The sequence below is a fragment of the Sutcliffiella sp. NC1 genome (genome assembly GCF_027594365.1).
GTDB classification, from domain to species: domain Bacteria; phylum Bacillota; class Bacilli; order Bacillales; family Bacillaceae_I; genus Sutcliffiella; species Sutcliffiella cohnii.
Window position 1 is genome coordinate 15001 of sequence record NZ_CP115153.1, and the last position, 23709, is coordinate 38709.

Sequence of the window (23709 nt, forward strand, 5' to 3'; positions counted from 1 at the left end):
AAAAGCTACCCCGGGGATAACAGGCTTATCTCCCCCAAGAGTCCACATCGACGGGGAGGTTTGGCACCTCGATGTCGGCTCATCGCATCCTGGGGCTGTAGTCGGTCCCAAGGGTTGGGCTGTTCGCCCATTAAAGCGGTACGCGAGCTGGGTTCAGAACGTCGTGAGACAGTTCGGTCCCTATCCGTCGTGGGCGTAGGAAATTTGAGAGGAGCTGTCCTTAGTACGAGAGGACCGGGATGGACGCACCGCTGGTGTACCAGTTGTCTTGCCAAAGGCATAGCTGGGTAGCTACGTGCGGACGGGATAAGTGCTGAAAGCATCTAAGCATGAAGCCCCCCTCAAGATGAGATTTCCTTTAGCGCAAGCTAGTAAGATCCCTGAAAGATGATCAGGTTGATAGGTTCGAGGTGGAAGCGTGGCGACACGTGTAGCTGACGAATACTAATCGATCGAGGACTTAACCAATTTTAATGAACGATACGAATGATCTTGATGAAAATATATTATCTAGTTTTGAAAGAACAATTCTTTCAACTAAATATGTCTGGTGATGAAGGCGAAGAGGTCACACCCGTTCCCATACCGAACACGGAAGTTAAGCTCTTCAGCGCCGATGGTAGTTGGGGGCTGTCCCCCTGTGAGAGTAGGACGTCGCCAGGCAGAAGAAAAAACGGTTAGTGCTAATAGGCGCTGACCGTTTTTTAGTTTGTTCGGTATGGGAACGACCGAAGGTCGAAAAGTAAATAATATTGGATTGAATAGAAAAATAGAACAGTAAATCCCCGATGGCGTCGGAGAAGCGAGAAGATCGAGGAAGCGAAGGCCGTGAGGACCGGAGTGTACGTTTGCGAGGGTACATGAGGACCGGAGCGGCAGAGCTGACGAAGAGATTCGAAGCTTATCGGGCGCCAACGGCGAACACGGAAGTTAAGCTCTTCGGTGCCGATGGTAGTTGGGGGCAGTCCCCCTGTGAGAGTAGGACGTCGCCAGGCAAAAGGAAAAAACGGTTTTGTGCTAATAGGCGCTGACCGTTTTTTTGTTTGTTCGGTATGGGAACGACCGAAGGTCGAAAAGTAAATAATATTAAAATGGAATAGAAAATAAAACAGTACACTCCCGATGGTGCCAGAGAAGCGAGAAGATCGAGGAAGCGAAGGCCGTGAGGACCGGAGTGTACGTTTGCGAGGGTACATGAGGACCGGAGCGGCAGAGCTGACGAAGAGATTCGAAGCTTATCGGGCGCCAACGGCGAACACGGAAGTTAAGCTCTTCGGTGCCGATGGTAGTTGGGGGCAGTCCCCCTGTGAGAGTAGGACGTCGCCAGGCAAAAGGAAAAAACGGTTTTGTGCTAATAGGCGCTGACCGTTTTTTTGTTTGTTCGGTATGGGAACGACCGAAGGTCGAAAAGTAAATAATATTAAAATGGAATAGAAAATAAAACAGTACACTCCCGATGGTGCCAGAGAAGCGAGAAGATCGAGGAAGCGAAGGCCGTGAGGACCGGAGTGTACGTTTGCGAGGGTACATGAGGACCGGAGCGGCAGAGCTGACGAAGAGGTTCGACGCTTATCGGGCGCCAGCGGCGAACACGGAAGTTAAGCTCTTCGGTGCCGATGATAGTTGGGGGCTGTCCCCCTGTGAGAGTAGGACGTCGCCAGGCAAAAGAAAAAAACGGTTTTGTGCTAATAGGCGCTGACCGTTTTTTTGTTGTCTAGTTCCAGGCGTTAGCGGCTAACAAACTTCCCATTCTGTCCGTACGATAAGTCAACATCGGTTCATGCTAACGCACTCACCGTGTTTCCTTTATCTCCTACCAGAATAGTCCAGTTTGTACGCCGCTGATCGAACGCCTTCCACTTTTCTACTTTGTTCGGTATGGGGACGATCGGAAGGAAGGTAAATAATATTGGAATTGTAAAAAGAAATAGTATAAAATAAGCCCCCGATGGCGTCAGAAAGGAGAGAAGGCCGTGAGAACCGGAGCGGCAGAGCTGACTAGGGAGAACATGAAACTTCATCGGGAGCCATGGAGACACAGAAGGTAAGCTCTTAGGTGTCGGATACTGTATCCCTATAATAATAGAATATTGCCGGACAAGAGAAAAAATGGTTTAGCGCTTTTAAACGCTGAACCATTTTAAAATTATTGTAAAGGGAATAAAAAAGTAAAAAACTTGTTAATCATAAAAAACTCTTATTGTAAGTCGTAGCCAATAAAAATAATCATGTTCTATTAAAACCGCAAGTAAGCATTGACATTGACCTAAAATGTCCCCTTTACTCACTAAATGATGAAGATGAATTCCATTTAAACACAATCAAATTGTTTCTTTATAAATTCATAAAGAATATAAGGAATTTTTTCCTCAGTAATGTGTAGAAAGTTTGTAATATACGTTAAATCACTGCTATGAAACGTGTGTATTAACTCACCCCACCATTCTGTTTCGTAACGGCAAACCATACTTAAATTATATAAAACTAAATAATGAATGACCGTATCGGAAAGCTCCCATAACAATTGCTTATTCTTAGGAAAGTAAATGGATTCGTTTGAAAAATTAATATATAGTGGGGCTGAATTTATAATACGTATTTCTCCTGTGAAAATAAAGACCTTTTCTGCCTCACTACCAGCTTTAAATTGCAAAGGTGTATTATGTTCTACATATTGTACGAACCTATCATGTGTCATTTTATAGTGATCTAATATCGTTGCTGGTATTTCATACTGCTCACTGTTAAGAGTACCTATTTTATAAAAAGGTGAAGATTTTTCAATGTATCGGAATGGAAGTTCTAACTCAGGGACAGAAGAAAGAAGTTGCTTCATCGTGTATTTTGTACCTTCCAGTTGTTTCACATGAAACATTTTGTCGGAAAAGTGCGTAAAAAGTCCGTTTTTTTGAATTTTTACTTCGTCTTGTAGGAAAGAATAACCTTGTTTCTTTCTTTTTCTCGTTGAAACACCATGTGCTAATACTGATGTTGTTTCAGGATATAAAGGGTCAACAGTTAATAAACAAGCTTTTAATAGTTGAATCATTCCATAAAAGAGTAGTACTGGTCGGATAGATAAAGGAGCTGTTTTAGCTGATTGATAATACGTTAATCCGTGTTCAATAAAATAAATAAAACTATAAACATTTTCGTAGCTTTTTTGCTCCGCTTGCTGAATGTTTTTCTTTTTATAGCAATTAAACAAGTTTGACTGCACTACATCCGTTGATTGAAATGATTGGTAAAGAAGGGCAATATCGGTTTTCATTTTAGTATTCTCCTTAAAGATAATTTATCTGAAAAATCTAACATATCCTGTTGTCCTTGACAGTATTTTAACCAGTTGTTAATCTACTAATAATATTTTTTCCTATAAAGGGGGATTTTTTGTCATGTGGGAACGTAAATTCGAAAAAGAAGGCTTAACGTTTGATGATGTTTTATTAGTGCCGGCAAAGTCAGAGGTACTTCCAAGAGATGTCGATTTATCTGTACAATTATCAGATACTTTAAAGTTAAACATTCCAATTATTAGTGCTGGTATGGATACTGTAACAGAAGCACAAATGGCAATTGCGATGGCTAGACAAGGTGGTTTAGGTATAATCCATAAAAATATGTCAATTGAGCAGCAATCGGAGCAAGTAGATAAAGTTAAGCGATCTGAGCGCGGAGTTATTACTAATCCATTTTATTTAACACCAGATCATCAAGTATATGATGCAGAACATTTAATGGGTAAATATAGAATTTCTGGTGTTCCAATCGTAAATAATGACGAAGAGCAAAAATTAGTTGGAATTCTTACGAACAGAGATTTGCGTTTTATTCAAGACTTCTCCATTAAAATAAGTGATGTCATGACAAAAGAAAATTTAGTAACAGCCCCAGTAGGAACGACTTTAGAAGAGGCGGAAAAGGTTTTACAAAAATATAAAATTGAAAAGCTTCCGTTAGTAGATGAAGACGGAGTATTAAAAGGGTTAATAACGATTAAAGATATCGAAAAAGTAATTGAATTTCCGCACTCAGCAAAAGATGAGCAAGGTAGATTAATTGTTGGTGCTGCTGTTGGTGTTACAGGAGATACGATGCTACGAGTTGAAAAACTAGTTGCAGCAGGCGTTGATGTTATCGTAGTAGATACTGCTCATGGACATTCACAAGGTGTACTAAGTACTGTTTCAAAAATTCGCGAACAATATCCTGACTTAAATATTATTGCAGGAAATGTTGCTACTGGAGAAGCGACTAGGGCATTAATTGAAGCGGGTGCAAATATCATTAAAGTTGGTATCGGACCTGGGTCTATTTGTACAACTCGTGTTGTTGCTGGTGTCGGAGTACCTCAAATTACTGCCGTGTATGATTGTGCTACGGAGGCGAGGAAATTTGGAGTACCTATTATTGCTGATGGTGGGATAAAGTACTCTGGAGATATCGTGAAAGCACTAGCTGCTGGAGGCCATGTAGTTATGTTAGGTAGTATGTTAGCTGGAACAACGGAAAGTCCAGGTGAAACAGAAATCTATCAAGGAAGAAGATTTAAAGTATATCGTGGTATGGGCTCCATTGCCGCTATGGAAAAAGGTAGTAAAGACCGATATTTCCAAGAAGATAATAAAAAGTTTGTACCTGAAGGGATTGAAGGAAGAATCCCTTATAAAGGGCCGGTTCATGAAACAATTTACCAACTAATAGGTGGAATCAGATCTGGTATGGGATACTGTGGAACTGCTGATTTACAAGCTTTAAGGGAAAATTCCCAATTCATAAAAATGACAGGTGCTGGATTAAGAGAAAGCCATCCACATGATGTTCAAATTACTAAAGAAGCACCTAACTATTCTGTAACATAATAAATTAGGACTTTAGTCTAAAATAGACAGGTGAAGACTTACAAATCTTTCCCTGTCTATTTTTTTTGATAACTTTATGTTAAAATAACACCTATGTGAAAAAAAAGATGGAGGTTTAAAAACGTGAAAAAACTAAGCTATTTACACAAATTGTTTGTAAGTTTAATAACAATAGCTTTACTAACAACTGCTGTTACGATTCCTGCAAATGCAGAAGAGGTTGATACGTTAAATATAAATGCTAGCGCAGCTATTTTAATAGATTTTGAAACTGGCAAAGTTTTATATGATAAAAATGCTGATACACTGCTTCCTGTTGCAAGTATGACTAAAATGATGACAGAGTATCTTTTATTAGAAGCAATTCACGATGGAAAACTAGCATGGGATGATGAATATGAAGTAAGTGAGGTAGTTTATCATATATCTCAACAATACCCAGCTTTATCAAATGTTCCACTTAGAAGAGACGGAGTATATAGTGTAAGGGAACTTTATGAAGCGATGGCAATTTATTCAGCAAATGGAGCGACAATTGCATTAGCTGAAATGGTTGCAGGTTCTGAGACGAATTTCGTAAGAATGATGAATGAAAAAGCTGGAGAGCTTGGATTAGAAGATTACGAATTCATTAACTCGACGGGTTTAAATAATGAAGATATGGGTGGTTATCATCCAGAAGGAACGGCTCCTGATGCTGAAACAAGATTATCTGCACGTGCTACTGCAAAGTTAGCCTACCATCTAATTCATGATTTCCCGGAAATATTAGAAACTGCAAGTATTCCGAAAAAGGTTTTCAGAGAAGGTACTAGCGACGCTATTGACATGCCTAACTGGAACTGGATGGTTTCAACGGAAAGGTACGCATTTAATAAAGATGGCGCTGTAGTTGATGGACTTAAAACTGGAAGTACGTTAAATGCTGGTTATTGTTTTACTGGAACGGTAGAACATAATGGTAAAAGATTAATTACTGTAGTTATGAATGCAACAAAGGATGAGAGTAATACGGAGCAATTACCACCTCAAGCATTCCGTTTTTTAGAAACTGCTAGAATGTTTAGCTATGGTTTAGATAATTTTAATTTAGTTGAGTTGTTCCCTGAAGGATATCAACCGGAAGAAACTACATTACCTGTAATTAAAGGGAAAGATAAAGAAGTTGAGATTGCTACAGTAGAACCATTAAATATGATGGTGAAACGTGGGGAAGAAGAACAATTTGAACCAGTTTTCGTAATAAATGAAGAACTATTAAATGAAAATGGTGAATTAATCGCACCGATAGAAAAAGGAACGAAAATAGGATATTTCACTGTTGAATATACTGGTGGACAAGACTTAGGGTATCTTTATGATGATGGGTCAGTTGGAACAGTAGACGTAGTAACTGTGGCAGATGTACAAAAAGCAAACTGGTTCGTACTTGTTATGAGAGGAATTGGAGGCTTCTTTGGAGATATCTGGTCTAGTGTAGCTAGCACCGTTAAAGGATGGTTCTAAAATCCTCTAGAAAAAGCTATTTAAAGGGAGTAAATACTTCCTTAAATAGCTTTTTTCTATAAAGTGAATGAAACATATTTTAAAAGAGGCGATTAATTACGAACGTTACAAGACGTAATTTTACTTATTGAATGAGTTTGTTTTTATTTATATAGAAATATATTAGGATTTTTATAAAAATTAAGGTAAAATAAAGAACAGAATGAAAACAATTAGGACAACACTGTCCAAATAATATCAATATACATAGAGGGGGATTTTAAAATGAGTCAAAAAGGAACAGAACGTGTAAAACGTGGTATGGCTGAAATGCAAAAAGGCGGCGTTATTATGGACGTTGTTAATGCAGAACAAGCTAAAATTGCAGAAGAAGCTGGTGCTGTAGCTGTAATGGCATTAGAAAGAGTACCTGCAGACATTAGAGCAGCAGGTGGAGTAGCTAGAATGGCAGATCCAACAATTGTTGAGGATGTAATGAATGCTGTTTCTATTCCAGTAATGGCAAAAGCTCGAATTGGTCATATTGTAGAGGCAAAAGTGTTAGAGGCAATGGGTGTTGACTACATCGATGAGAGTGAAGTGTTAACTCCAGCTGACGAAGAATACCATTTAGATAAACGTCCATACACAGTTCCGTTTGTATGTGGTTGCCGTGATTTAGGAGAAGCAGCTCGTCGTATTGGAGAAGGAGCTTCGATGCTTCGTACAAAAGGTGAGCCAGGAACAGGTAATATCGTTGAAGCTGTTCGTCATATTCGTAAAGTAAATGCACAAGTAAGAAAAGTAGTTCATATGAGTGAAGACGAAATTATGACAGAAGCAAAATTATTAGGTGCACCATTTGAATTATTATTAGAAATTAAACGTCTTGGGCGTTTACCGGTAGTTAACTTTGCAGCTGGTGGAGTTGCTACTCCTGCAGATGCTGCATTAATGATGCAATTAGGAGCAGATGGTGTTTTCGTAGGATCTGGAATTTTCAAATCAGACAACCCTGCTAAATTCGCACGTGCTATTGTAGAAGCAACGACTCATTATCAAGACTATGAATTAATTGCTCATCTTTCTAAAGGTCTAGGAAGCGCAATGAAAGGTATCGAGATTTCTACACTACTACCAGAAAACCGCATGCAAGATCGCGGCTGGTAATACGAAAAGCGGAGGGCGCTCGCTTATCGGCGACAAGCACAAGACAAGCGCTGTAGAAGGGCGCTTTTTGCCCTTCGGAAGTGATTGACTTGTGACCTCGAGCCGATAGCGCTCAGAGCTAGACAATACGAAAAGCGGAGGGCGCTCGCTTATCGGCGACAAGCACAAGACAAGCGCTGTAGAAGGGCGCTTTTTGCCCTTCGGAAGTGATTGACTTGTGACCTCGAGCCGATAGCGCCCAGAGCTAGACAATAAGAAAAGCGAAGGCGGCCAGTTTTAGCCGCCTTTACATCAAACAATATATGCAATTTATGTACTCAACGTGTAACAAAGGAGTTTTTATTAATGGTGAAAATAGGAGTACTTGGACTACAAGGAGCTGTTCGTGAGCATATACGATCTGTAGAAGCATCTGGTGCAGAAGCGGTCGTTATCAAAAAAGCAGAACAGTTACAAGAAGTAGATGGACTTATCATGCCAGGTGGGGAAAGTACGACCATGCGTCGTTTAATTGATAAATATCAATTTATGGAACCACTTAAACAGTTTGCACAATCCGGAAAACCAATGTTTGGTACATGCGCTGGTTTAATACTATTAGCTAAAAACATTGTAGGTTACTCAGAACCACATATAGGCGTTATGGACGTAACGGTAGAGCGTAACTCTTTCGGACGCCAAGTAGATAGCTTTGAAGCAGAATTAACGATTGCTGGTATTGCTAATGATTTCGTTGGAGTTTTCATTCGTGCACCTCACATAGTTGAAGTAGGGGAAAACGTTGAAGTACTATGTAAACATAACGGGAGAATTGTAGCCGCAAAACAGGACCAATTTCTTGGTTGTTCGTTTCATCCAGAATTAACAGAAGATCACCGTATTACACAATACTTTGTTAACATGGTGAAAGAATCAAAAGTAAATTAATGAATAAAACTATTGCAAGTAAGTTAAACTTATAGTAAATTATTCGTTAATAACAAAATATCATTACAGCGTTGATAGGAAATAGTAACAAGATCTTTATTCTAAGAGAGCTGGTGGTTGGTGCAAACCAGTGAATAAACCTTGTGAATCCATCCTTGAGCAAAAGTCCGAACTACTATTAGGCTAGTTAAGTAAGACTTTTCGGTTAAAAAGCCGTTATCAAATGGAGTGGAAAGGAAGGTATTTTTCCTTTCAACAAGGGTGGCAACACGGGTATTAGACTCTCGTCCCTATTTAGGGGACGGGAGTTTTTTGTATTTTTTTAAAAAAAGGAGGAAAAAATTATGTTAGATCTAAAATTTTTAAGAGATAACTTCGAGGATGTAAAGAATAAATTACAGCACCGTGGAGAAGATTTATCGGATTTAAATCAGTTTGAAGACCTAGATGTTAGACGACGTCAGTTATTATCTGAGACAGAACTGTTGAAAAGTAAGCGTAATGAAGTATCACAGCAAATAGCTGTGTTAAAGAGAGAAAAGAAAGATGCAGAGCAGTTTATTAAAGAAATGCGAGAAGTAGGAGATAAGGTTAAGGCGCTTGATGAAGAATTAAAAGGAGTAGAAGAAAAGTTAGAGCTTTTATTATTATCTATCCCAAATATCCCTCATGAATCTGTTCCTGTTGGAGAAACGGAAGATGATAATGTAGAAGTTAGAAAATGGGGAGAGTTACCGAGCTTTTCTTTTGAACCTAAGCCTCATTGGGATATTGCTGATGAATTAGAAATATTAGATTTTGAACGCGCAGGAAAAGTAACTGGAAGTCGCTTCGTATTTTACCGTGGTTTAGGAGCTCGATTAGAAAGAGCGTTATTTAATTTTATGTTAGATTTACATGTAGATGAACACGGATATACAGAAGTATTACCACCATATATGGTTAACCGTGCTAGTATGACAGGTACAGGGCAGTTACCTAAGTTTGAAGAAGATGCTTTTTTAATTGAAAGCGAAGATTATTTTTTAATTCCAACTGCGGAAGTACCGATTACGAATATACACAGAGATGAAATTTTAACAGGTGAGCAACTACCTATTAACTATGCTGCATTTAGTGCATGTTTCCGTTCTGAAGCAGGGTCAGCTGGACGCGATACGAGAGGATTAATTCGTCAGCATCAATTTAATAAGGTAGAGTTAGTGAAATTTGTTAGGCCAGAGGATTCTTATGAAGAATTAGAAAAATTAACTGGTAATGCAGAAAAAGTATTACAGTTACTTGGACTACCATATCGAGTGATGAGCATGTGTACTGGAGATCTTGGATTTACAGCTGCTAAAAAATATGATATTGAAGTATGGATTCCTAGCTACGGTACATACCGGGAAATTTCTTCTTGCAGTAACTTTGAAGCATTCCAAGCTAGAAGGGCAAACATCCGTTTCCGTAGAGAGAAAAATGGAAAACCAGAGCATGTACACACATTGAATGGTTCTGGATTAGCAATAGGACGTACTGTCGCTGCAATTATTGAAAATTATCAGCAGGAAGATGGTAGTATTTTAATTCCGGAAGTATTGCGCCCATATATGGGAAATAAAGAATATATTACGAAATAGTGAACAAAATAAAAGGTAGGGGAAATCCCTACTTTTTGTTTTGTTATTTTGTTGACAACCTATTTCTAAATATGATATATTACTTCTTGTCGATACGGAGGAATACCCAAGTCCGGCTGAAGGGATCGGTCTTGAAAACCGACAGGGGTGTTAAAGCCCGCGGGGGTTCGAATCCCTCTTCCTCCGCCATTTGATAATTATAAGGTATGACCTTACACGCATAATCTGGAGATAAAATTGTTACCTGGAGAAGTAACAATTTTTTTATGTCAGACATGACAAAAGCCGCCTAATTAGGCGGCTTTATTTTTTTGCTTTTTTATTTTTTTAGTAGTTCTGTCTGTCTCATGAAATATGATATTTTCTCAACAATAGGTTCAATGGAATTAGCATCTTTAAGAACATCATATTCATTAATATTAAGGCGTAAAACAGGGCAAGCGTGGAAGTTATTGATCCAATTTTCATAACGACCATGCATTTCTTCCCAGTAACTAATTGGTGTTTGCTGCTCCATTGGACGCCCACGTTCTTCTATTCTTTGTAGGATGTCATCTAGACTACCTTCTAAGTAGATTAGTAAATCTGGATGTGGAAAATAAGGTGTCATTACCATTGCATCAAAAAGGCTAGTATATGTTTCATAATCTACTGGCGTCATTGTTCCTTTTTCATAATGCATTCTAGCAAATATCCCTGTATCCTCGTAAATGGAACGATCTTGAATAAAGCCACCACCATATTCAAAAATCTTCTTCTGCTCTTTAAACCTTTCTGCCAAAAAATATACTTGTAAATGAAAGCTCCAACGTTCAAAGTCAGCGTAAAATTTATCTAAGTAAGGATTTGTATCTACTTTTTCGAATGAAGTGCGAAATCCTAGTGCTTGTGCTAATGATGTTGTCATCGTAGACTTTCCAACACCAACTGTACCTGCAACAGTAATAACAGCGTTAGAAGGAATACCATACTTTTCTCTTAAATTCATGAAATAATTACTCCTTTATACAAAGTTTCCTTTAATTGATTAATAATTAGTTGTAAATCCTCTTCACGTTGTACAAAATCAATGGAATCTCCGTTATATTTCAATACAGGGATAGTAGGATTTTCTTTAATAAAGTCTTCCATTGCAACTTCATAGTCCATACTTAATTGTTGTAAGTAGAGTGGATCGATATTTTTTTCAATATCTCTACCTCGCATTTGAATACGATCCAATAATGTATCTAAACTAGCATTTAAATAGATAACAACATTAGGTACTGGCATATCAGCAGTTAATATTTGATAAATTTTTAAATACTTATTGTATTGATTTTGCTTTAAAGTGCGTTTAGCAAAAATAATATTTTTCATTATGTGATAATCTGCTACGACAGATTGATTCTTTTGTAGATAGTGTTTGTCGATATCTTCTAATTGCTTATAGCGATTACAAAGAAAAAACATTTCTGTTTGAAAGCTCCACTCATCAATATTCGTATAAAACTTCCCTAAAAATGGATTTTCATCGACAATTTCTTTTAATAGTTGGTAATTAAACTCTTCGGAGATTCTTTTCGCTAAAGATGTTTTACCAACACCTATAGGACCTTCAACTGTAATAAATGGTGTTGCTTGCAAGTAGATGCACCCCTTCATTCATAAAACGACAAGATATTCTATATCTAGACAGATACAGATTATTCTACCATATATGTTGACAGAATAGGGCGGTAAATTATAACTAATGTAAAAAAGAGACAAAGCTAAGTGCTAGTCTCTTATATCAAGTAAATTCACGATATCGGTGGAGGTCACAATCGTTGCTTTCATTACATTTTTCATCATTGTTAAAGCATGTAAATTATCGTGATTATTATTAGAAGCGATGCAGTCTTTTAACGCGTAAAGTTTGTATCCCCTCATGTATGCGTCATTTGCAGTAAATAAAACACATATATTACCTGCTAGTCCTGTTAAAATAAGGCTATCTATTTTCAATTCAGTTAACAATGTATGTAGAGCTGTTTCATAAAAAGCAGAGTGCTTAGGTTTAATCAAAAAAAAGTCGTCTTGTTCAGGCTCCAGTATATCTATAATATGTTTGCTACGTATGTTAGAACATTTTTCAATAATTTTATTGTAGTCCGCTTGCCAAATCCCGTAGTGATCATTTACATAAATAATAGGGATCTTCAATTTTTTTAATTTCTTTTTTAGTGCTAAAAGGTCCGGAACAAAAGCTTGTGTCTTTTCCGCAAGAACAGCACCATGTCCAAATTGAAAATCATTAATTATATCGATTATTAACAATGCATGTGACATATGTACACCCCCATTGTTGATTAGTGTATGGATTATCATGTTAAAATATAGGTAGAAAAAAGAGAGGAAATGAATATGGAACAAACTATAGATGAGGTATTTATGAAAGAGGCAATAAAGGAAGCGGAAAAAGCGCTAGAAAAGATGGAAGTTCCAATTGGAGCGGTAATAGTGAAGGACGGAGAGATAATTGCAAGGGGACATAATATTAGAGAGACGAGCCAACGGTCTATCACTCATGCAGAAATACTAGCAATCGATGAAGCGTGTGAAAAGCTAGGTAGTTGGCGTTTAGAAGATACAACTCTATATGTAACATTAGAACCATGTCCAATGTGTGCAGGTGCAATTATCCAATCAAGAATAAAAAAGGTAGTGTACGGTGCAAAAGACCCGAAAGCAGGTTGTGCTGGAACATTAATGAACCTATTAAATGATAACAGGTTTAATCATCAAACAGATGTGGAACTAGGTATATTAGAAGAGGAATGTGGATTAATGTTATCTACTTTTTTCAAACAGTTAAGAGAAAGAAAAAAGAAAGAAAAGCAACAAAATCAAACCTCCTAATTATTTACAGTTAGACAAGGTTGATTTTTTTATGAAAAACATATATACTCTATTTATGCGTTACTAATAACGCACATAACTAATAGTTATACTTTTGCCGTGCTAAGCGGGGAGGTAGCGGTGCCCTGTACTCGCAATCCGCTCTAGCGAGGCCGAATCCCTTCTCGAGGTTAACAGGCTGTAGGGCTGCCTTAAGTAAGTGGTGTTGACGCTTGGGTCCTGCGCAATGGGAACCCGTGAACTATGTCAGGTCCGGAAGGAAGCAGCATTAAGCGGATCATCCCATGTGCCGCAGGGTTGCCTGAGCCGAGCTAACTGCTTAAGTAACGCCTATGGCGGTTAATCGACAGAAGGTGCACGGCAGTTATACTTAAGAACAACTCACCTAATAAAATAGGTGAGTTTTTTCATGTTTTCAAGGAGATACATCCATGCAAGTAAATTTGCACCATGGCGCATGAAAATGGGAGGTTCGACTTTGAAGAGCTACAACCTTTTACCTTTTTGGATTTCGAACCGTGAATGGAGCGGACATTATACTCCTCATCCCACTTTTCCGGTTAGCCAATAGGCAAGCTCATTGGGTAATTATAATTAAAGATTTGAAGGATAAGTACAACGTAAAGGCTTTGAATCTATGTAACCCATAAGGTATAATAAATTGAATGAGAAATGGAAGGGGGCATATTCATGGCATATCAAGCTTTATATCGTGTTTTTCGTCCGCAACTTTTTGAAGATGTCGTTGGACAAGAGCATATTACGAAAACGTTACAAAACGCCTTGCTCCAACAGAAATTTTCTCATGCGTATTTATTTTCTGGACCGAGGGGAACGGGAAAAACAAGTGCTGCAAAAATATTAGCGAAAGCAGTAAACTGTGAGCGAGCTCCAGTTTCAGAACCTTGTAATGAATGCCCTTCGTGTAAAGGGATTACCGACGGGTCTATTGCTGACGTGATTGAAATTGATGCTGCATCAAATAACGGTGTTGATGAAATACGTGATATAAGAGATAAAGTAAAGTTTGCACCAAGTGCTGTAAAGTATAAAGTTTATATTATAGATGAAGTACATATGTTATCTATTGGAGCTTTTAACGCTTTATTAAAAACATTAGAAGAACCACCAAAACATGTTATTTTTATACTAGCTACAACAGAACCACATAAAATACCTTTAACCATTATCTCTCGTTGTCAACGTTTTGACTTTAGAAGGATTACTGCAGAAGCTATCGTGGGAAGAATGGAAACCGTTATAAACGCACAAAACATTTCGGTGGAACCGAATGCTCTCTCCATTATAGCAAGGGCTGCAGAAGGTGGAATGAGGGATGCGCTAAGTTTATTAGACCAAGCAATCTCATTTAGTGACGGTAACTTAACCATTCAAGATGCCCTTTCGATTACAGGATCAGTTTCTCAATCCTTTTTAACAGAATTAGTAGGAGCTATAAACGATAAAGACGTTAGTCGCGCATTAGATGCTCTTAGCTCTCTGTTCCAACTTGGGAAAGACCCTGTACGCTTCCTTGAAGACTTAATCTTTTATTTTAGAGATATGCTTCTATATAAAGCAGCCCCTAATTTAGATTCTATTTTAGATTTAGTACAAGTGGATGATAAATTTCAACAATTTGCTGAGCAATTCTCTTCCGAAGCTATATACGAAACGATTGACATATTAAATAAAAGTCAACAAGAGATGAAATGGACAAATCATCCTAGAATTTTTTTAGAGGTTGCCGTTGTTAAACTGTGTAAACACTCAGCAGGCCCAGTAGAATCAGCCAATCAAGAAGAAGTGAATTCACTTCTTCAAAAGGTCCAACAGCTTGAAAAAAGGGTGATGGATTTAACGAAAAATCCAGTTGTTCAAGAACAGAAAGACAATCCGAAAGCAACACCAAGGCAAGGAAATCGAAATTCATTTAAGCCGGCGGTCGGAAGAATAAACGAAATTTTAAAATCAGCAACTAGAGAAAATTTAGAAACCATTAAACGTAGTTGGCCAAACCTATTAGATACATTGAAACGACAAAACAAAGTTTCGCATGCAGCCTTATTAAATGATAGTGAACCTGTTGCTGCAGCTAACCAAGCATTTGTGTTAAAATTTAAATATGAAATACATTGTCAAATGGCGACAGAGGAACAAGTAAAAAGTAATATAGAACATATAATATATGAACTTACAGGAAATAGCCTTGAAATGATAGCTGTTCCAGCTGAACAATGGCAAAGTATTAGGGAATCGTTCTTACAAGGCCAAAAAGCTTCTAATAAATCAGAAGAGGAAGTAGACCCTCTTGTTGAAGAAGCAAAAAAGCTAGTGGGAATAGAATTACTTGAAATTCAAGAATAATTTTAGGAGGAAATAGATTATGATGCGTGGCGGAATGGGAAATATGCAAAAAATGATGAAACAAATGCAAAAATTACAAAAGGATATGGCGAAGGCTCAAGAAGAGCTTGCAGAAAAAACAATGGAAGGTACAGCTGGTGGCGGGATGGTTACCGTAGTTGTTAACGGTCAAAAAGAAGTAATTGACGTTAAGATAAAAGAAGAAGTAGTAGATCCAGAAGATATTGAAATGCTACAAGACTTAGTGTTAGCTGCAACAAATGATGCGTTAAAGAAAATGGAAGATTTAACAAACGAGACAATGGGCCAATTCACTAAAGGAATGAATATGCCTGGAATGTTCTAGGAGGATTCTAAATGCACTATCCTGAGCCTATATCAAAACTAATAGATAGTTTTATGAAATTGCCAGGGATTGGGCCGAAAACGGCGGCCCGACTGGCTTTTTTTGTATTAAATATGAAAGAAGATACGGTATTAGATTTTGCTAAAGCACTTGTTAATGCAAAACGAAACTTATCTTATTGCACCGTTTGTGGGCATATTACAGATAAAGACCCATGCTATATTTGTGAAGACCAACATAGGAATCGTAGTACTATATGTGTAGTACAAGAAACAAAAGATGTAATTGCGATGGAAAAAATGAAAGAGTACAGTGGTCAATATCATGTTTTACATGGGGCAATATCTCCAATGGATGGAATTGGGCCAGAGGATATTAAAATCGCTGAACTAATAAAACGACTCCAAGATAATGAAGTACAAGAAGTAATACTAGCTACTAACCCTAATATAGAAGGTGAAGCAACCGCAATGTATATTTCGAGGTTGTTAAAACCTTCAGGTATTAAGTTGACGAGAATTGCTCACGGTTTGCCAGTTGGCGGGGATTTAGAATATGCGGATGAAGTAACATTATCTAAAGCGTTAGAAGGAAGAAGAGAAATATAAACTGATCGGCTATAAGGAGTTTACACCCATGTTTTTTCGTAAGAAAGATAAACTGAAAAAAAAGTATGATGAAAAACTGCTAAATATGATTGAAGCTAATAAGAAAACATGGAATACGCAAAAGGCAATTTTAGAAAAAAGTTTAGATCCATCTGAAGATGTGATTTGTAAAATGAAAATAGAAGAAGCGAAATACTTATTTCTATTGAAAGAAGTAAGAGTACGTCATAACCGAAATTAAAAGGAGCAAAATTGCTCCTTTTCTTTTTTTGTGTAGTTACTATAATAGTTTGCTAAATGGATAATAAGAATTGTAAATATTTAGTTCTGAATACTAAAAGGCGACATATACTTTAGTACAAGCTTTTTAGGGGGAAGGACGATTGGAAACATATATTATTATTGGAGTGTTAGCTGGAATAATACTATTATTGCTACTTGTTGGCGCACCTATTAAACCAGTGCGATTTATAGGTCAAGGAGTTATTAAGCTAATGATCGGAGCATTATTCTTATTTTTCCTTAATGCGTTTGGGAATTATATAGGTATTCATGTTCCAATTAATTTTGTTACAACTGCTGTCTCTGGTTTCCTTGGCATACCAGGAGTAGCAGCACTAGTAATTATTCAAATGTATATAATATAATAGTGGATAAGCTTTATTGAAAAATCCCTTCCATGTACGTACAGGGGATTTTTATTTTTTTGTTGACTTATATATATAAAACATGATATATTATTTTTTGTCGTTGAGAAACGTCTTAAAAAACTACAAAAAAACATATTGACTATCACCTAAGTGATATGTTAATATATAAAAGTCGCTTCGGTAATTCAAAGCGAAATTAGCTCTTTGAAAACTAAACAAAACAATAGCGTGCAAGTCGGTTTTTAAAAATCGACAAAACAATAAATTGACGATAAGTCAGCAAACATTTTGAGCAATCAAATACTCTACGGAGAGTTTGATCCTGGCTCAGGACGAACGCTGGCGGCGTGCCTAATACATGCAAGTCGAGCGAACTTCTTTAAAGCTTGCTTTAAAGAAGTTAGCGGCGGACGGGTGAGTAACACGTGGGCAACCTGCCTGTAAGACTGGGATAACTTCGGGAAACCGGAGCTAATACCGGATAATATATAGTACCTCCTGGTACTATATTGAAAGTTGGTTTCGGCTAACACTTACAGATGGGCCCGCGGCGCATTAGCTAGTTGGTGAGGTAACGGCTCACCAAGGCAACGATGCGTAGCCGACCTGAGAGGGTGATCGGCCACACTGGGACTGAGACACGGCCCAGACTCCTACGGGAGGCAGCAGTAGGGAATCTTCCACAATGGACGAAAGTCTGATGGAGCAACGCCGCGTGAGCGATGAAGGCCTTCGGGTCGTAAAGCTCTGTTGTTAGGGAAGAACAAGTGCGAGAGTAACTGCTCGCACCTTGACGGTACCTAACCAGAAAGCCACGGCTAACTACGTGCCAGCAGCCGCGGTAATACGTAGGTGGCAAGCGTTGTCCGGAATTATTGGGCGTAAAGCGCGCGCAGGCGGTTTCTTAAGTCTGATGTGAAAGCCCACGGCTCAACCGTGGAGGGTCATTGGAAACTGGGAGACTTGAGTGCAGAAGAGGAGAGTGGAATTCCACGTGTAGCGGTGAAATGCGTAGAGATGTGGAGGAACACCAGTGGCGAAGGCGACTCTCTGGTCTGTAACTGACGCTGAGGCGCGAAAGCGTGGGGAGCAAACAGGATTAGATACCCTGGTAGTCCACGCCGTAAACGATGAGTGCTAAGTGTTAGAGGGTTTCCGCCCTTTAGTGCTGCAGCTAACGCATTAAGCACTCCGCCTGGGGAGTACGGTCGCAAGACTGAAACTCAAAGGAATTGACGGGGGCCCGCACAAGCGGTGGAGCATGTGGTTTAATTCGAAGCAACGCGAAGAACCTTACCAGGTCTTGACATCCTCTGCCACCTCTAGAGATAGAGCGTTCCCCTTCGGGGGACAGAGTGACAGGTGGTGCATGGTTGTCGTCAGCTCGTGTCGTGAGATGTTGGGTTAAGTCCCGCAACGAGCGCAACCCTTGTTCTTAGTTGCCAGCATTTAGTTGGGCACTCTAAGGAGACTGCCGGTGACAAACCGGAGGAAGGTGGGGATGACGTCAAATCATCATGCCCCTTATGACCTGGGCTACACACGTGCTACAATGGACGGTACAAAGGGCAGCAAAACCGCGAGGTCGAGCCAATCCCATAAAACCGTTCTCAGTTCGGATTGTAGGCTGCAACTCGCCTACATGAAGCCGGAATCGCTAGTAATCGCGGATCAGCATGCCGCGGTGAATACGTTCCCGGGCCTTGTACACACCGCCCGTCACACCACGAGAGTTTGTAACACCCGAAGTCGGTGGGGTAACCTTTTGGAGCCAGCCGCCTAAGGTGGGACAGATGATTGGGGTGAAGTCGTAACAAGGTAGCCGTATCGGAAGGTGCGGCTGGATCACCTCCTTTCTAAGGAAAATCACGCTCATTGTTTTGTTTAGTTTTGAGAGAGCTTCTCTCTATATTATATGGTGAAGGGCCTATAGCTCAGCTGGTTAGAGCGCACGCCTGATAAGCGTGAGGTCGGTGGTTCGAGTCCACTTAGGCCCACCATTTTTATTTTATTGAAGTAAATACGGGGCCTTAGCTCAGCTGGGAGAGCGCCTGCCTTGCACGCAGGAGGTCAGCGGTTCGATCCCGCTAGGCTCCACCAAATTGTTCTTTGAAAACTAGATAATATAAGTAATCAAGATACATTCACAAGTATCGTTCATCTTAGTAATTTTCTAATGATAACAATTCGCTGTTATCGAAAACCGCTAATTTAATTAGCACATGGTTAAGTTATTAAGGGCGCACGGTGGATGCCTTGGCACTAGGAGCCGATGAAGGACGGGACTAACACCGATATGCTTTGGGGAGCTGTAAGTAAGCTTTGATCCAGAGATTTCCGAATGGGGAAACCCACTGCTCGTAATGGAGTAGTATCCTTACCTGAATACATAGGGTATGGAAGGCAGACCCGGGGAACTGAAACATCTAAGTACCCGGAGGAAGAGAAAGCAAACGCGATTTCCTGAGTAGCGGCGAGCGAAACGGAATTAGCCCAAACCAAGAGGCTTGCCTCTTGGGGTTGTAGGACACTCTATACGGAGTTACAAAAGAACGGGGTAAACGAAGCGACCTGGAAAGGTCTGTCATAGAAGGTAAAAACCCTGTAGTTGAAACCTCGTTCTCTCTTGAGTGGATCCTGAGTACGGCGGGACACGAGAAATCCCGTCGGAAGCTGGGAGGACCATCTCCCAAGGCTAAATACTCCCTAGTGACCGATAGTGAACCAGTACCGTGAGGGAAAGGTGAAAAGCACCCCGGAAGGGGAGTGAAAAGATCCTGAAACCGTGTGCCTACAAGTAGTTAGAGCCCGTTAATGGGTGATAGCGTGCCTTTTGTAGAATGAACCGGCGAGTTACGATTACGTGCAAGGTTAAGTTGATGAGACGGAGCCGTAGCGAAAGCGAGTCTGAATAGGGCGTCATAGTACGTGGTCGTAGACCCGAAACCAGGTGATCTACCCATGTCCAGGGTGAAGTTCAGGTAACACTGAATGGAGGCCCGAACCCACGCACGTTGAAAAGTGCGGGGATGAGGTGTGGGTAGCGGAGAAATTCCAATCGAACCTGGAGATAGCTGGTTCTCTCCGAAATAGCTTTAGGGCTAGCCTTGAGTAAAGAGTCTTGGAGGTAGAGCACTGATTGGACTAGGGGTCCTCATCGGATTACCGAATTCAGTCAAACTCCGAATGCCAAAGACTTGTTTCTCAGGAGTCAGACTGCGAGTGATAAGATCCGTAGTCAAGAGGGAAACAGCCCAGACCGCCAGCTAAGGTCCCAAAGTATACGTTAAGTGGAAAAGGATGTGGAGTTGCTTAGACAACCAGGATGTTGGCTTAGAAGCAGCCACCATTTAAAGAGTGCGTAATAGCTCACTGGTCGAGTGACTCTGCGCCGAAAATGTACCGGGGCTAAACGTATCACCGAAGCTGCGGACTGTTCTTACGAACAGTGGTAGGAGAGCGTTCTAAGGGCGTTGAAGCTAGACCGTAAGGACTGGTGGAGCGCTTAGAAGTGAGAATGCCGGTATGAGTAGCGAAAGAAGGGTGAGAATCCCTTCCACCGAATGCCTAAGGTTTCCTGAGGAAGGCTCGTCCGCTCAGGGTTAGTCGGGACCTAAGCCGAGGCCGAAAGGCGTAGGCGATGGATAACAGGTTGATATTCCTGTACCACCTCATTCCGTTTGAGCGATGGAGGGACGCAGGAGGATAGGGTAAGCGCACTGTTGGATATGTGCGTCCAAGCAGTTAGGCTGGATAAGTAGGCAAATCCGCTTATCCTAAAGGCTGAGCTGTGATGGCGAGGGAAATATAGTACCGAAGTTCCTGATTCCACACTGCCAAGAAAAGCTTCTAGCGAGGAATATGGTGCCCGTACCGCAAACCGACACAGGTAGGCGAGGAGAGAATCCTAAGGTGAGCGAGAGAACTCTGGTTAAGGAACTCGGCAAAATGACCCCGTAACTTCGGGAGAAGGGGTGCTCTGTTAGGGTGTTAAAGCCCGAGAGAGCCGCAGTGAATAGGCCCAGGCGACTGTTTAGCAAAAACACAGGTCTCTGCGAAGCCGTAAGGCGAAGTATAGGGGCTGACGCCTGCCCGGTGCTGGAAGGTTAAGGGGAAAGGTTAGCGCCTCGGCGCGAAGCTTTGAACCGAAGCCCCAGTAAACGGCGGCCGTAACTATAACGGTCCTAAGGTAGCGAAATTCCTTGTCGGGTAAGTTCCGACCCGCACGAAAGGCGTAACGATCTGGGCACTGTCTCAACCAGAGACTCGGTGAAATTATAGTACCTGTGAAGATGCAGGTTACCCGCGACAGGACGGAAAGACCCCGTGGAGCTTTACTGTAGCCTGATATTGAATTTTGGTACAGCTTGTACAGGATAGGTAGGAGCCTGAGAAGCCGGAGCGCTAGCTTCGGTGGAGGCGTCGGTGGGATACTACCCTGGCTGTATTGAAATTCTAACCCGCGAGCCTTATCGGCTCGGGAGACAGTGTCAGGTGGGCAGTTTGACTGGGGCGGTCGCCTCCTAAAGAGTAACGGAGGCGCCCAAAGGTTCCCTCAGAATGGTTGGAAATCATTCGTAGAGTGTAAAGGCACAAGGGAGCTTGACTGCGAGACCTACAAGTCGAGCAGGGACGAAAGTCGGGCTTAGTGATCCGGTGGTTCCGCATGGAAGGGCCATCGCTCAACGGATAAAAGCTACCCCGGGGATAACAGGCTTATCTCCCCCAAGAGTCCACATCGACGGGGAGGTTTGGCACCTCGATGTCGGCTCATCGCATCCTGGGGCTGTAGTCGGTCCCAAGGGTTGGGCTGTTCGCCCATTAAAGCGGTACGCGAGCTGGGTTCAGAACGTCGTGAGACAGTTCGGTCCCTATCCGTCGTGGGCGTAGGAAATTTGAGAGGAGCTGTCCTTAGTACGAGAGGACCGGGATGGACGCACCGCTGGTGTACCAGTTGTCTTGCCAAAGGCATAGCTGGGTAGCTACGTGCGGACGGGATAAGTGCTGAAAGCATCTAAGCATGAAGCCCCCCTCAAGATGAGATTTCCTTTAGCGCAAGCTAGTAAGATCCCTGAAAGATGATCAGGTTGATAGGTTCGAGGTGGAAGCGTGGCGACACGTGTAGCTGACGAATACTAATCGATCGAGGACTTAACCAATTTAAATGAACGATATGAATGATCTTGATGAAAATATATTATCTAGTTTTGAAAGAACAATTCTTTCAACTAAATATGTCTGGTGATGAAGGCGAAGAGGTCACACCCGTTCCCATACCGAACACGGAAGTTAAGCTCTTCAGCGCCGATGGTAGTTGGGGGCTGTCCCCCTGTGAGAGTAGGACGTCGCCAGGCAGAAGAAAAAAACGGTTTAGTGCTAATAGGCGCTGACCGTTTTTTAGTTTGTTCGGTATGGGAACGACCGAAGGTCGAAAAGTAAATAATATTAAAATGGAATAGAAAATAAAACAGTACACTCCCGATGGTGCCAGAGAAGCGAGAAGATCGAGGAAGCGAAGGCCGTGAGGACCGGAGTGTACGTTTGCGAGGGTACATGAGGACCGGAGCGGCAGAGCTGACGAAGAGATTCGAAGCTTATCGGGCGCCAACGGCGAACACGGAAGTTAAGCTCTTCGGTGCCGATGGTAGTTGGGGGCTGTCCCCCTGTGAGAGTAGGACGTCGCCAGGCAAAAGAAAAAAACGGTTTAGTGCTAATAGGCGCTGACCGTTTTTTTGTTGTCTAGTTCCAGGCGTTAGCGGCTAACAAACTTCCCATTCTGTCCGTACGATAAGTCAACATCGGTTCATGCTAACGCATTCACCGTGTTTCCTTTATCTCCTACCAGAATAGTCCAGTTTGTACGCCGCTGATCGAACGCCTTCCACTTTTCTACTTTGTTCGGTATGGGAACGACCGAAGGTCGAAAAGTAAATAATATTAAAATGGAATAGAAAATAAAACAGTACACTCCCGATGGTGCCAGAGAAGCGAGAAGATCGAGGAAGCGAAGGCCGTGAGGACCGGAGTGTACGTTTGCGAGGGTACATGAGGACCGGAGCGGCAGAGCTGACGAAGAGATTCGAAGCTTATCGGGCGCCAACGGCGAACACGGAAGTTAAGCTCTTCGGTGCCGATGGTAGTTGGGGGCTGTCCCCCTGTGAGAGTAGGACGTCGCCAGGCAAAAGAAAAAAACGGTTTAGTGCTAGTAGGCGCTGACCGTTTTTTTGTTGTCTAGTTCCAGGCGTTAGCGGCTAACAAACTTCCCATTCTGTCCGTACGATAAGTCAACATCGGTTCATGCTAACGCATTCACCGTGTTTCCTTTATCTCCTACCAGAATGTCGAGACCCCCCTTCTTTGGGTATGGACCAACTTAAATACTAGAAGGGTTATCAAAAATTTTGCGCTTGGCTAACACTTCCGTTTTTTACTAATAAGTTTATTTGTAATCAAGACAGACACAGACTAGTAGCAACGTCATACACTTTATATAAGATAATCAAACTACAAAGTTAAAAGTCTTGTATATATAAAGCATGTTTAGGGCAAAATAGTTGATGGAGGTGGAGAAATGAATCAAAGTATTCGTTCATCCGTTGGGGAAACGTGTATTATATGTGAAGAGATAAAATATAGAGGTTTACATCTTTATACAGAATTTATATGTTTGGATTGCGAGAAAGATATGTTAAATACAAGTACAGACGATCCAAAATATAAATATTATGTACAACAACTAAGAAAGATAAGCCTCCCCAAAATGTATTCTTAAAAAAGTCCTTTAAAAGGGCT

Annotated in this window: 16 protein-coding genes, 3 tRNA genes, 5 rRNA genes, 1 other RNA gene and 1 other annotated feature (1 of these 26 only partly in view); of the genes, 21 read left to right on the forward strand and 4 right to left on the reverse strand. The window is 40.9% G+C overall.

Features of this window, described 5'->3' with window-relative positions:
• Both O1A01_RS00060 and rrf (O1A01_RS00065) read left to right on the forward strand, forming a co-directional pair.
• Positions 1-468: ribosomal RNA gene (locus O1A01_RS00060) — 23S ribosomal RNA — on the forward strand (it extends 2467 nt beyond the left edge of the window).
• 78 nt (positions 469-546) lie between these two features.
• A 5S ribosomal RNA gene (gene rrf / locus O1A01_RS00065) occupies positions 547-663 on the forward strand.
• Between the two features lie 1648 nt (positions 664-2311).
• On the opposite strand, the gene O1A01_RS00070 is transcribed toward rrf (O1A01_RS00065), so the two are convergent.
• Complete coding sequence (locus O1A01_RS00070) at positions 2312-3271, reverse strand: YaaC family protein (protein ID WP_270065350.1); 960 nt, start codon at positions 3269-3271, stop codon at positions 2312-2314.
• Between the two features lie 124 nt (positions 3272-3395).
• On the opposite strand from O1A01_RS00070, the gene guaB reads away from it, so the two are divergent.
• The 6 genes from guaB to O1A01_RS00100 all read left to right on the forward strand — a co-directional run bounded on the left by guaB (position 3396) and on the right by O1A01_RS00100 (position 10255).
• Entirely contained in the window at positions 3396-4862 is a 1467-nt protein-coding gene (gene guaB / locus O1A01_RS00075) for an IMP dehydrogenase (RefSeq protein ID WP_066421517.1), read from the forward strand.
• Positions 4863-4985: 123 nt separating this feature from the next.
• Positions 4986-6368 carry a D-alanyl-D-alanine carboxypeptidase family protein gene (locus tag O1A01_RS00080; RefSeq protein WP_270065351.1) on the forward strand — a complete coding sequence of 461 codons (1383 nt, stop codon included), beginning with the start codon at positions 4986-4988 and terminating at the stop codon, positions 6366-6368.
• 264 nt (positions 6369-6632) lie between these two features.
• Positions 6633-7517, forward strand: coding sequence for a pyridoxal 5'-phosphate synthase lyase subunit PdxS (pdxS, locus tag O1A01_RS00085; RefSeq protein WP_066421523.1), 885 nt, complete (start codon positions 6633-6635; stop codon positions 7515-7517).
• A gap of 345 nt (positions 7518-7862) precedes the next feature.
• Positions 7863-8444 carry a pyridoxal 5'-phosphate synthase glutaminase subunit PdxT gene (gene pdxT, locus O1A01_RS00090; protein ID WP_066421525.1) on the forward strand — a complete coding sequence of 194 codons (582 nt, stop codon included), beginning with the start codon at positions 7863-7865 and terminating at the stop codon, positions 8442-8444.
• Positions 8445-8506: 62 nt separating this feature from the next.
• Positions 8507-8739: a binding site (T-box leader), on the forward strand.
• Positions 8740-8788: 49 nt separating this feature from the next.
• Positions 8789-10066, forward strand: a complete 1278-nt coding sequence (gene serS, locus O1A01_RS00095; protein WP_066421528.1) for a serine--tRNA ligase — start codon at positions 8789-8791, stop codon at positions 10064-10066.
• Between the two features lie 96 nt (positions 10067-10162).
• Positions 10163-10255 (forward strand) — tRNA-Ser (locus O1A01_RS00100).
• Between the two features lie 130 nt (positions 10256-10385).
• On the opposite strand, the gene O1A01_RS00105 is transcribed toward O1A01_RS00100, so the two are convergent.
• The 3 genes from O1A01_RS00105 to O1A01_RS00115 all read right to left on the reverse strand — a co-directional run bounded on the left by O1A01_RS00105 (position 10386) and on the right by O1A01_RS00115 (position 12376).
• Positions 10386-11054: a deoxynucleoside kinase gene (locus tag O1A01_RS00105; RefSeq protein WP_066421676.1), complete on the reverse strand. Its 669-nt coding sequence runs from the start codon at positions 11052-11054 to the stop codon at positions 10386-10388.
• A complete protein-coding gene (locus O1A01_RS00110) occupies positions 11051-11692 on the reverse strand; it encodes a deoxynucleoside kinase (RefSeq protein ID WP_094366246.1) in 642 nt (213 codons plus the stop codon). The genes O1A01_RS00105 and O1A01_RS00110 overlap by 4 nt, the downstream gene beginning before the upstream one ends.
• 132 nt (positions 11693-11824) lie before the next feature.
• A complete protein-coding gene (locus tag O1A01_RS00115; protein WP_066421680.1) occupies positions 11825-12376 on the reverse strand; it encodes a cysteine hydrolase family protein in 552 nt (183 codons plus the stop codon).
• A 75-nt stretch (positions 12377-12451) separates the two neighbouring features.
• Here O1A01_RS00115 and tadA point away from each other — a divergent pair, with 75 nt between their 5' ends.
• From tadA to O1A01_RS00180, 13 genes are all read left to right on the forward strand, one after another.
• On the forward strand, positions 12452-12946 hold the full coding sequence (tadA, locus tag O1A01_RS00120; protein ID WP_066421682.1) for a tRNA adenosine(34) deaminase TadA: 495 nt from the start codon (positions 12452-12454) through the stop codon (positions 12944-12946).
• Positions 12947-13043: 97 nt separating this feature from the next.
• Positions 13044-13307, forward strand: an RNA gene (gene ffs / locus O1A01_RS00125) — signal recognition particle sRNA large type.
• 329 nt (positions 13308-13636) lie between these two features.
• Positions 13637-15313, forward strand: coding sequence for a DNA polymerase III subunit gamma/tau (gene dnaX / locus O1A01_RS00130; RefSeq protein WP_066421685.1), 1677 nt, complete (start codon positions 13637-13639; stop codon positions 15311-15313).
• 22 nt (positions 15314-15335) lie between these two features.
• Complete coding sequence (locus O1A01_RS00135) at positions 15336-15659, forward strand: YbaB/EbfC family nucleoid-associated protein (protein ID WP_066421694.1); 324 nt, start codon at positions 15336-15338, stop codon at positions 15657-15659.
• An 11-nt stretch (positions 15660-15670) separates the two neighbouring features.
• Positions 15671-16267: a recombination mediator RecR gene (gene recR, locus O1A01_RS00140; protein ID WP_066421687.1), complete on the forward strand. Its 597-nt coding sequence runs from the start codon at positions 15671-15673 to the stop codon at positions 16265-16267.
• 28 nt (positions 16268-16295) lie between these two features.
• Entirely contained in the window at positions 16296-16508 is a 213-nt protein-coding gene (locus O1A01_RS00145) for a YaaL family protein (RefSeq protein WP_066421689.1), read from the forward strand.
• A 142-nt stretch (positions 16509-16650) separates the two neighbouring features.
• On the forward strand, positions 16651-16914 hold the full coding sequence (locus tag O1A01_RS00150) for a pro-sigmaK processing inhibitor BofA family protein (RefSeq protein ID WP_066421692.1): 264 nt from the start codon (positions 16651-16653) through the stop codon (positions 16912-16914).
• A gap of 307 nt (positions 16915-17221) precedes the next feature.
• Positions 17222-18773 (forward strand): 16S ribosomal RNA (locus O1A01_RS00155).
• A 67-nt stretch (positions 18774-18840) separates the two neighbouring features.
• Positions 18841-18917 (forward strand) — tRNA-Ile (locus O1A01_RS00160).
• Between the two features lie 24 nt (positions 18918-18941).
• Positions 18942-19017, forward strand: a tRNA-Ala gene (locus tag O1A01_RS00165).
• Between the two features lie 124 nt (positions 19018-19141).
• A 23S ribosomal RNA gene (locus tag O1A01_RS00170) occupies positions 19142-22076 on the forward strand.
• A gap of 78 nt (positions 22077-22154) precedes the next feature.
• Positions 22155-22271, forward strand: a 5S ribosomal RNA gene (rrf, locus tag O1A01_RS00175).
• The 16S, 23S and 5S rRNA genes sit together here with 2 tRNA genes alongside, the layout of an rRNA operon.
• A gap of 1217 nt (positions 22272-23488) precedes the next feature.
• Complete coding sequence (locus tag O1A01_RS00180; protein ID WP_066419693.1) at positions 23489-23689, forward strand: sigma factor G inhibitor Gin; 201 nt, start codon at positions 23489-23491, stop codon at positions 23687-23689.
• Positions 23690-23709 lie beyond the last annotated feature (20 nt).